Origin of the sequence: Nocardioides sp. NPDC006303 (assembly GCF_040613175.1) — a bacterium.
Lineage (GTDB): Bacteria > Actinomycetota > Actinomycetes > Propionibacteriales > Nocardioidaceae > Nocardioides.
In genome coordinates this window covers 189,938-199,775 of sequence record NZ_JBEXRR010000006.1, presented here as the reverse complement: position 1 = coordinate 199,775, position 9,838 = coordinate 189,938, and the positions used below count along the sequence as shown (strand labels likewise).

Below are 9,838 nucleotides of genomic sequence, written 5' to 3'. Positions count from 1 at the left end.
CGATCACCGCGACCGGGGCGTCGTTCGCCACGATGACCGCGGACCAGGTGACCGTCCTCGACCTCGACGGGCAGGTGGCTCGTCTTGACGAGCCGACTCGGCGGGAATTTCGGTCAGGACGGGCCGACTCGCCGAAATCAGGCCGAGCCGCGCGCGGCCCAGTCGCGCAGGGTGTCGATGCGGGCCTTGAGCTGGTCGGCGTTGGCGACCGCGGCAGGCGGGCCGCCGCACTCCTTGCGGAGCCGGTTGTGGGTGACGCCGTGGGGCGTCTTGGTGCGGTGGTGCCAGGCGGCGACCAGGCCGTTGAGCTCGCGGCGAAGCACGGCGAGCTGCTCGTGGGCGGCGACCGCGGCGACGGGCTCGTCGGCAGCGACCGGCGCGGAGGCCGACTTCTGCTTGCGAGCCCGGTCGCTCTGCCGCTGCTGGAGCAGCGTCTTCATCTGTTCGGTGTCGAGCAGCCCGGGGATGCCGAGGAAGTCCATCTCCTCCTCGGAGCCGACGTGCACCTCGCCGGAGTGGCCGAACTCGCCGCCGTCGAAGAGCACCCGGTCGAAGCGCGCCTCGGAGCCCATGGCCTCCCAGGCTCCCAGCTCCTCCTCGGAGGCGCCTTCCTCGGCGTTGGCCGCGGCCATCAGTGCGTCCTCGGCGGCGAAGATGTCGTCCTCGCTGGTCACCTTCTTGCCGAGCACATGGTCGCGCTGCAGCTCCAGCTCGGAGGCGAAGCCGAGCAGGTTCGGGACCGACGGCAGGAAGACGGAGGCGGTCTCACCCCGCGTGCGAGCACGTACGAAGCGCCCCACCGCCTGCGCGAAGAAGAGCGGCGTCGAGGTGGTGGTCGCGTAGACCCCGACCGCGAGCCGGGGCACGTCGACGCCCTCGGAGACCATCCGGACCGCGACCATCCAGCGGTCGTCGGACTCGGAGAACTTGGCGATCTTCTTCGAGCCGGCCTTCTCGTCGGAGAGCACCACGGTCGCGCTCTGCCCGGTGATGGTCTTCAGCGTCTTGGCGTAGGAGCGGGCCGAGTCCTGGTCGGTGGCGATGACGAGCCCGCCCGCGTCCGGGACGTGACGCCGCACCTCGGTCAGGCGCTTGTCGGCGGCCGCCAGCACCGACGGGATCCACGATCCGGCCGGGTCGAGCGCGGTCCGCAGCGCCTGCGAGGTCAGGTCCTTGGTCAGCGGCTCTCCGAGGTGGGCGGCGATCTCGTCGCCGGCCCGGGTGCGCCACTGCATCTGTCCCGAATAGGCCATGAACAGCACCGGCCGGACGACGTGGTCGCGCAGCGCCTCGGCGTAGCCGTAGGTGTAGTCGGCAGCCGAGCGCGGGATCCCGTCCTCGCCGGGTGCGTAGGTGACGAAGGGGATCGGGTTGGTGTCGGAGCGGAACGGCGTACCGGTCAGTGCCAGCCGCCGCGCAGCCGGCTCGAAGGCCTCCCGGACCCCCTCGCCCCACGAGAGCGCGTCGCCGGCGTGGTGCACCTCGTCGAGGATCACCAGCGTCTTGAACCGCTCGGTGCGGATCCGCATCGCGAGCGGGTTGACCGCCACCCCGGCGTACGTCACCGCGATCCCGACATAGTCGGCGGAGGTCTTGCCCTGTCCGGCCGAGTAGGTCGGGTCGATCGCGATCCCGGCCCGCGCGGCCGCCTCTGCCCACTGGACCTTGAGGTGCTCGGTGGGCGCGACGATGGTGACCCGGTCGATCAGTCTGCGGCCGAGGAGCTCGGCGGCGACAGTCAGCGCGAAGGTCGTCTTCCCAGCACCGGGCGTCGCGACGGCGAGGTAGTCACGGGGCTGCTCGGACAGGTATTTGGACAGCGCCTCCTGCTGCCAAGCGCGCAGCTTGGTCGCAGTTCCCCAGGCAGCCTTGTTGGGCCACGCGGGTGTGAGTGCGCCGGGAAGATCGGCGCGACTCACTCGTCGTCGCCCTCGCCGCCGCTGGGCGGCATCCCCTCGAAGATCTCTTTGCAGTCGGGGCAGACCGGGAACTTGGACCCGTCGCGGCTCGGCACCCACACCTTGCCGCACAGCGCGACCACGGGCGTGCCCATGACCATCGCCTCGGTCAGCTTGTCCTTCTCCACGTAGTGGGAGTAGCGGTCGTGGTCACCCTCCTCGGTGGGGACGTCCTGCTCGCGGATGTCCTCCCGTTCCTTGACGGCTTCTTTCGTGCCGAATCCCAGGATGCCCATGACCCCAACCTTACTAGCCCGCTAATTCAGTTCGGGGTCGGGCGGTCGCGTGGCGTGGAAGGCCAGCTCACCGGGCTGGCGACGGAGCACCGCTGCCCACATCGAGCTCACGTCGTCGAGGAAGGAGTCGTACGGCTCGCTGTCGACGACATACCAGGACCCTTCGTCCACCTCGCCCTGGACCTGAGCCGCGCCCCAGCCGGCGTATCCGGCGAAGATGCGCAGCCGCGACAAGGTGCCGTCGACCAGTTCGACGGGCGTGTCGAGGTCGAGCAGTCCGAGGCGCCCGACCACGGGCCGGAAGCCCAGCGGCGGGTCGTCGGAGTCGACCAGGAGCGCGACCGCGATCGCGGAGTCCGTGCTCACCGGGCCGCCCTGGAAGAGGACGTCGGGATCGGCGACGGAGGTCGCCCACGGGTGCAGCACCTCGGCGACCGGCACGGGCGAGGGACGGTTCAGCACCACGCCGAGGGCACCGTCGTCGTTGACCTCGATCAGGAGCACCACGGTGTCGACGAAGTTGGGGTCGCGAAGCTCCGGGGTGGCTATCAGCAGCCGCCCGGCGCGTACGTCCTTCTTCTCCGTCATGACGCCATGATCGCACCACCCCGGTCACGTCAGCCGCAACAAGAAACCAACAAAGCCCGCCGATCGGAACGAGACAGGAAAAGGCCCCGGGGCCGGCACTTAGGGAGGTGCGGAGGGAGTCCGCGGAGGGAGCGCACCGGCACCCGGGGCCTGGTCAGACGGCCCGTACTCAGCTCAGGCTGCCGAGCGGACCGCTCGGAACATGTCGACGAGGCCGGCGAAGGGCCCGCGCTCGACGACCTCGACGGCCGGTTCGTACTCGGCGCGGGCACGAGCCTCGATCATCGAGCCGAGACGGACGCACTCGGCGTCGGCGAAGGCGCCGCGGCCGGCCATGACCGCGAGGGTCAGGTGCTCCTTGGCCTGCGACTTGGCCAGCGCGGTGGCCATCGCCTCATCGACAGGGAGCGCGTGATAGCGGTCGAGGACCGTGCGGATGCCGGGCAGGTCGTCGGCAGCGCCGTGCCAGGCCCGGACGACGGCGTCCTCGAGGTCCATCGGCTGGGTGGCGAGCTCGCTCTCGATGCGGCCGGACAGGCGGGTGTGCCAGCGCAGCTGCAGGGCGGCGAGCAGGTCGAGCTCGTCCGTGAAGGTTTCGGTGACGCCGGGAAGATCCATGGGCAGCAGACCGTCTCGACGCTCGTCGATCACGGCGACCACGCCGCGGAGGATCTCTCCGCGCTTGTGATGGCTGGTCCAGCTCATTTGTCGGCTCCTTGCGGAAGGTGAGCACTCACATACCGTGAGTACGTACCTATAGTATTGGACATACTGACGGTATGGCCAACACCTGGGACGGTGATTCCGAACACGGCCGTTAGAGTGGACGAGTGGCAAAGTCGTCCGTGAGCAAGCTCGTCCCCAAGGTTCCTCCGCTTCCGTCGGTGCCGGGGATGTCACGGAGGCAGCAGTTCTCCGCCTCGACCAAGAAGACGCTCGTCGAGGTCGCGGAGCGACTCTTCACCGAGCACGGCTACGCGAGCACCTCGCTGGACGCCATCGTGGCCGGGGCCGAGGTCACCAAGGGCGCGCTCTACCACCACTTCAGCGGCAAGCAGGCGCTCTACGAGGTCGTCTTCGAGAAGGTCGAGGCGGCCACCGCGCAGAGCATCGACGCCGCCATGCGCGAGACGAAGGACCCGTGGGAACAGGCCCGAGCCGGGCTGCGTACGTTCCTGGAGGCCGTCCAGCAGCCCACCTACCGCCGCATCGTCGTGCAGGAGGGTCCTGCTGTCCTCGGCTACCAGCGCTACCGCGAGCAGGAGGAGCGCTCCACCTTCACCGTCGTCGAGGACATCGTCGCCGCCGTCCTGCGGGCCGGTGACCGGAGCGTCGACGACGAGATGGTCGCGACCTTCGCCCGGCTCTTCTTCGGCGCGATGTCGGCGGCCGGCGAGTCCGTCACCGAGGCCAGCGACCCCGAGGACGCGGCCGAGCGCATCGAGCTGGCCGTGACCTACCTGCTGACCGGGGTCCAGACCCTGGCGAAGCAGGGCGTCAAGGTCGAGGACATGCGCTGAGAGCCCGATCTCTGGGCGCTACTTGACGATCACGCCACCGGGCTCGACCTGGCCGTTGCCCTTCGGGATCAGGTCCAGCCAGACCTTGCCCGGCGGGATCTCGATCGCGGCGCCGCTGGCGTCGGTGAACGTCACCGCACCCTTCTCGCCCTTCTTCACCCAGGTCGCCTCGACGATCTGGCCGGCACGCATGATCCACGCCTTGCCCCGGCCGGTGAAGTGCGAGACCGGCACGATCGCGCCGCCCGGGTCCTTGTAGGGGGCGATGGTGGTCTTGGTCTGCGCGACCACGACGGTGTCGGCGAGGAACTGGCCGCTCTTGGACATGTAGTTGTTCTGCAGGCGGTACTTGCCGCCCTTGAAGACCCAGTTGTCCGTGCGCGCCTGGGAGAACTTCACGTCGACGGCCTTGGCGGGCTTGCCACCGGTCAGCTTGGTGGTCGCGTCGCCCCAGGGCATGAAGTCGCCGGGCCGCTTGGCCTTGCCGTCCTTCGCGGCCGCGTTGCCGGCCTTCGCGACCTTGCCGACCACGCTGTGCAGGAAGTCGTGGGGCTTGCTGGTGTCGCGTACGACGTAGGGGGTGGACATGTCGATCCACTCCACATCGTGCTTCTTCAGCTGCGCGAAGGTGTACGGCGCCGCGCCGCTGGTCATGATCTTGGCATCGATCGGCGCGGCGATCCCCGCGTCGGTGGCCCGCATCGAACGGACCGGACCGGCCTCCTTGGGAAGCTGGGAGTAGTACGCGACGGCCAACCGGGTCACGCCACCCTCGACCAGCTCCTGGACGACCATGTCCGCCTTGGCGAGACCGTACTGCGGGTCGCTGGCCGCGGTGTTGTCGATCTTGACGATGTAGGCGGGATGCTTGCGTGCGGCGGTCTGCCCCTCGGGGAGCTCGACGCCCGTCAGCGGCTCGTGGTCGGGCTCAGCGGGCGCGGACGGCGACGCCTTCGCATCCGTCGGCTCCTCCGAAGACCCACAGCCGGTCAGGACCAGCCCCGCGGCGGCCAGCGTCGCCGCTGCTCGCAGGAAGAACCCCGGGCGGGACGTACGCATCATCAATCTCCATCTGCATCGGCTCATTACCAAGACGAGTGACAGACGGTAATCGTTGCGGTTGACGCGCCCGCGCCCGGGGTTCCTTCTTCGAAGGACTCAGGCGACGGTGGCGCCACCGTCGACATAGAGGGTCTGGCCGGTGATGTAGGAGGCCTCGTCGCTGGCCAGGAAGGCCGCGGCGGCTGCGATGTCGGCGGGCTCGCCGACGCGCTTGACCGGGTTGGCGTCGGCCGAGAGCTTGCGGAAGTCGTCCACATCGAGCCCGAGGCGGGCCGCGGTCTGGTCGGTCATCTCGGTGGCGATGAACCCCGGCGCGATGGCGTTCACGTTGACGCCGAACGGGCCGAGCTCGAGCGCGAGGGTGCGGGTGAAGCCCTGCACGCCCATCTTGGCGGCCGAGTAGTTCGCCTGGCCGCGGTTGCCCAGGGCCGAGGTGGAGGAGACGTTGATGATCTTGCCGTACTTCTGCTTCACGAAGACCGCCTGCGCGGCCTTCGACATCAGGAAGTGGCCCTTGAGGTGGACGTTCATGACCAGGTCCCAGTCGTCCTCGGTCATCTTGAAGAGCAGGTTGTCGCGGGTGATGCCGGCGTTGTTCATCAGGATGTGCAGGCCGCCGAGCTCCTCGACGATGCGAGCGACCGCGGCCTCGGTGTCCTCGGCCTTGGCGACGTTGGCGCCGATGCCGACCGACTTGGCACCCTCGGCCAGCGGAAGCTTGGCGGCGGCCTCAGCGGCGGCCGCCTCGTCGAGGTCGATGATCGCGACCGAGGCACCCTCCTCGGCGAAACGCGTGGCGACTCCGAAACCGATCCCGCGCGCTGCACCGGTGATGACTGCGACGCGTCCGTCGAAACGACCCATGACTCAAACTCCTTTGGTTGTGACCAGGCCCACGAACACGTGCGGCCCCCGCCGACAATAGCGAGGGCCGTACGTCATGTCGCGAGGTGTCTACTGATTGGTAGGTTCCATCAATTCTCCAGCCAGGCGTCGCGCGCAGCCACGCCCAGGTCGGGGTGGTCGGTGAAGAACGCGTCGACACCGGCGTCGAGGTAGGGACCAACCTCGCAGCCCAGGTCACCGATAGCGATCGGGTCGGTGCCGATGCGGCACTCGGTGGGGAGGTTCTTGTTCTCGGCGCGCATGGTCCAGATGACGGTCGGCAGCCCGATGCGCTGGGCGCGGTCGGCGAGGTCGGTGGCCTCGCCCAGGGTGCCGTCAGCGTTGCGCGGGATGAAGTAGAACTTGTACGGCGCCACCTGGTCGGCGTACCTCTTGATGCCTCGCAGGCCCCTGTTGGTGACCAGGTAGTCGTTGGTCACGCCGGTGCCGGCGACCACCTGGTCGTAGGGCGCGCCGCCGAAGTCGATCAGCTGCACCAGCGGCGTGTCGACCATGCGGTTGAGGTCCTTGAGGTTGCTGACCTCGAAGGACTGGATGACCGCCGCGGCGCGCTTGCCGCCGAGGCCGTGGCGCTTGAGGCTCTTCGCGAGCGGCTCCTCCAGGGAGAGACCGATGGAGTCGAAGTACGTCGGGTGCTTGGTCTCCGGGGCGACGCCGATGGTGCGGCCGGTCTCGGCCTCCTTGGCGTCGACCAGGTCGAGCACCTCGTCCAGGGTCGGCACCTCGTAGAGGCCGTTGTACGCGGTGTTGGCCGGGCGGTCGCCCGGGATGCGCTCCTTGGCGCGCAGGGTCTTCAGCTCGGCGAGGGCGAAGTCCTCGGTGAACCAGCCGGTCAACGCGTTGCCGTCGATGGTCTTAGTGGTCTTCCGCGCCGCGAACTCGGGGCGGTCGGCGACGTCTGTCGTGCCGGAGATCTCGTTCTCGTGGCGGGCGACGAGCACGCCGTCCTTGGTCGAGACCACGTCGGGCTCGATGAAGTCGGCACCCTGCTGGATGGCCAGGTCGTACGCCGCCAGGGTGTGCTCGGGCCGGTAGCCGGAGGCACCGCGGTGACCGAAGACGATCGGGTCGGCGTGCTTGTGCTTGGCCGCCTGGACGGCGGTCGTGGTGGTGGCCGTCGCGGAGGCGGGGTGCGAGACCAGAACGGTCCCGGCGGCGAGCGCCGCGGCGGCGGCAAGCGCGAGAGTACGCATGCGAGTGGGGTTCAGCGTGGTCATGCCCCGATCACACCGGCCCAGGGAGTCTCTGGGGCCGGTGTGCGGTGAACGTGGCGTGACGATCTGCCGAAGCGCCTCAAGCAGCATCGCCCAAGTCTAGGGAGGGAGTACGCCGCCCTGCGATCACTTCGCGGAGCACGTCGGGGCTGTTGGTGATGATGCCGTCGACACCGCGGTCCAAGACGGCGCTCATGGTCGCGGCGTCGTTGACCGTCCAGGAGTGGATGTGCATCCCGAGCGCGTGCACCCGGGCGACGTAGCCCGCGTCGAAGGAGCCGAAGTGCGGGTTGATCTGGTCGGCCCAGGTGTAGCTGTCCAGGTCGGCGTAGGCCGGGGTGCCGAGAAGGCCGACCGGCACCTCGGGCTGGACGCTCTTGTAGGTCTTCATCGAGTCGAAGTCGAAACTCTGCACGGCGAGGCGGCCGGCGGCGACCGCGGCGGGCACGTAGCCGGGGAAGGACTCGAACTCGGCCGCGACCTTCTTCTCGATCCCCGGGTAGAGCTCCGGCGACTTGAGCTCCATCAGGATCCCGGACCGCGTCGGCCGCACCTGCTCGACCATCTCCCTCAGCGTCGGCACCGGCTCGCCGGCGTACTTCTCGCTGAACCAGGAGCCGGCGTCCAGCGTCTTGATCTCGGCGAGGGTGAAGTCCTTGACGTTCCACGGCGAGCGGCCGGGGAAGCGCTGCTCGACGTCGGTGGTGCGCGACAAGGTGGTGTCGTGCATCAGCACGAGCTCGCCGTCCTTGGTGGCCTGCACGTCCGACTCGATCCAGTCGGCCCGCTGCTCGATGCCGACGGCGAAGGCCGCGAGGGTGTTCTCGGGTGCGTAGGAGCTCGCCCCACGGTGGGCGGTGACGGTGATGTCGTCGGCCCGGTTGGCCTCGACGGCGTTGACCGCCACCGGAACGATCATCGTGCCTGCTGCCAGCGCGACGCCGGCCAGTGTTGAGGTGAAGGTTTTGGACGCGACGGACGACAGCGACATTGCGCACTCCCCGGATCAGTGGACAACAACTGATCTCGAGTGAATCGGCCCTCCCCGACCTCGCCCCGACGCCTTGATGGCCGAAGCCGTACGCCTCGGTGAACTCAGCCCGGAGTCAGCCCAGCACGGCTCGCAGCCGGTCGGCGTACACCTTCTGCTCGCCCTCGCGGTATTTGTGGCGCGGCCAGAAGAAGCCCTTGAGGCCGTCGCCGCGGGTGCGGGGAACGACGTGCAGGTGAAGGTGCGGGACGGACTGGCTGACCACGTTGTTGATCGCCACGAAGCTGCCCTGGGCGCCGAGTCCGTCCACGACCGCTGCGGCCAGGCGCTGGGCGTTGACCACGAAGCGTTCGTGCAGGTCAGGAGGGAGATCGAGCAGCGTCGCGAGATGCTGTCTGGGCACCATCAGGATGTGGCCCTTCTGGACCGGCCGATGGTCGAGGAAGGCCAGGAAGCCGTCGTCCTCGAAGACCACCTCGGCGGCCAGGTCGCCGGCGACGACGTCGCAGAAGACACAGCTCACGACTCGTCTCCCCACGACAGCGTCGCGACGACGAGGTCGATGGTCGGCAGGGCCAGGTCGGCGAGGTCGGGGTGCGGGAAGGAGTAGATCAGCCGCGACTCGTAGAGCCGGTCGGGCGAGGCCACCCACCGCTCCCCCACGGTCGTGGTCTCAGCCTGCAGCGGGTGCCGCACCATGCCGAACGGGGCCGGCCGGCTCAGCGCGACCGCCAGCCCGGCCGGGCGCCGCCCGACCCGCTGCAGCCAGTAGGCCAGGAACGCCGCGCCCTGCTCGACGGCCGCGTCCTTGGCGGCAGCCATCCACTGTGCCCAGTCGGGCTGCTCGACCCTGGACCGCTGCACCTTCGGGAGGACCTTGGCGGCCAGGTCGGCGAGCTGGTAGTCGCGTACGTCCTCGTCGGACATGTCCACGACGTACCACTCCTGCGCCTTCGGCAGCCGCAGGTCGACGTGCGGCTTGGGGCCGATCGCCTTGAGCACGTCCTTGATGCCCGCCCGGAACCGGTTCGGGCCGGCCGGGTCGAAGGTGACGTACGCGATCTCCTCGATGTTGGCGGTGAGGAACTCCCGCAGCCCGTCGGCGCTGCGCAGCTGCGCGCGCCGACGGGTGTCCTCGGCGAGGAAGGTCTCCAGCGCCTCCTGGGAGGAGAAGAGCATCGCCTCGTACGGTGGCCGGTTGCCGCGAACCCCAGGAAAGACCCTGATCCGGGCCTCGTCGAGCTGGGGAACGACAACCTGCCCCGTACGCAGCGCGGCACCGACCGCGTCGGCGTCAGCGGCGGCGAGCGCCGCCTCCAGCGCGCGGTTGCGGTAGCCGTCGATCATCTTCCGAGGCTAACCC

The 9,838-nt window shown here is 69.2% G+C and carries 11 protein-coding genes; 1 reads left to right on the top strand and 10 read right to left on the bottom strand.

Annotation, left to right across the window (positions count from 1 at the left end):
* Positions 1-137: 137 nt before the first annotated feature.
* The 4 genes from ABZY89_RS07665 to ABZY89_RS07650 all read right to left on the bottom strand — a co-directional run bounded on the left by ABZY89_RS07665 (position 138) and on the right by ABZY89_RS07650 (position 3,487).
* Positions 138-1,919 (bottom strand): DEAD/DEAH box helicase, encoded by a 1,782-nt coding sequence (locus ABZY89_RS07665; RefSeq protein ID WP_355226022.1) that lies wholly within the window; start codon positions 1,917-1,919, stop codon positions 138-140.
* Entirely contained in the window at positions 1,916-2,194 is a 279-nt protein-coding gene (locus tag ABZY89_RS07660) for a DUF3039 domain-containing protein (RefSeq protein ID WP_160024715.1), read from the bottom strand. Before ABZY89_RS07660 ends, ABZY89_RS07665 begins: the two co-directional genes overlap by 4 nt.
* Before the next feature lie 21 nt (positions 2,195-2,215).
* Positions 2,216-2,782, bottom strand: coding sequence for a YqgE/AlgH family protein (locus ABZY89_RS07655; RefSeq protein ID WP_355226020.1), 567 nt, complete (start codon positions 2,780-2,782; stop codon positions 2,216-2,218).
* A 174-nt stretch (positions 2,783-2,956) separates the two neighbouring features.
* The gene (locus tag ABZY89_RS07650; RefSeq protein ID WP_355226019.1) at positions 2,957-3,487 is read right to left on the bottom strand and encodes a hypothetical protein; all 531 of its coding nucleotides are present in this window, start codon (positions 3,485-3,487) and stop codon (positions 2,957-2,959) included.
* A gap of 125 nt (positions 3,488-3,612) precedes the next feature.
* Here ABZY89_RS07650 and ABZY89_RS07645 point away from each other — a divergent pair, with 125 nt between their 5' ends.
* Positions 3,613-4,302, top strand: a complete 690-nt coding sequence (locus ABZY89_RS07645; protein WP_355018655.1) for a TetR/AcrR family transcriptional regulator — start codon at positions 3,613-3,615, stop codon at positions 4,300-4,302.
* 18 nt (positions 4,303-4,320) lie between these two features.
* Here ABZY89_RS07645 and ABZY89_RS07640 read toward each other — a convergent pair whose 3' ends face one another.
* From ABZY89_RS07640 to ABZY89_RS07615, 6 genes are all read right to left on the bottom strand, one after another.
* Positions 4,321-5,361 carry a DUF3048 domain-containing protein gene (locus ABZY89_RS07640; RefSeq protein WP_355226017.1) on the bottom strand — a complete coding sequence of 347 codons (1,041 nt, stop codon included), beginning with the start codon at positions 5,359-5,361 and terminating at the stop codon, positions 4,321-4,323.
* Positions 5,362-5,460: 99 nt separating this feature from the next.
* The gene (gene fabG / locus ABZY89_RS07635; protein ID WP_355226015.1) at positions 5,461-6,228 is read right to left on the bottom strand and encodes a 3-oxoacyl-ACP reductase FabG; all 768 of its coding nucleotides are present in this window, start codon (positions 6,226-6,228) and stop codon (positions 5,461-5,463) included.
* Between the two features lie 110 nt (positions 6,229-6,338).
* On the bottom strand, positions 6,339-7,487 hold the full coding sequence (locus tag ABZY89_RS07630) for a glycerophosphodiester phosphodiesterase (protein WP_355226013.1): 1,149 nt from the start codon (positions 7,485-7,487) through the stop codon (positions 6,339-6,341).
* A gap of 76 nt (positions 7,488-7,563) precedes the next feature.
* Positions 7,564-8,475: a glycerophosphodiester phosphodiesterase family protein gene (locus ABZY89_RS07625; protein WP_355226011.1), complete on the bottom strand. Its 912-nt coding sequence runs from the start codon at positions 8,473-8,475 to the stop codon at positions 7,564-7,566.
* A gap of 115 nt (positions 8,476-8,590) precedes the next feature.
* Entirely contained in the window at positions 8,591-8,998 is a 408-nt protein-coding gene (locus ABZY89_RS07620) for an HIT family protein (RefSeq protein ID WP_355226009.1), read from the bottom strand.
* Positions 8,995-9,822, bottom strand: a complete 828-nt coding sequence (locus ABZY89_RS07615) for a hypothetical protein (RefSeq protein WP_355226008.1) — start codon at positions 9,820-9,822, stop codon at positions 8,995-8,997. The genes ABZY89_RS07620 and ABZY89_RS07615 overlap by 4 nt, the downstream gene beginning before the upstream one ends.
* Between the last annotated feature and the right edge of the window lie 16 nt (positions 9,823-9,838).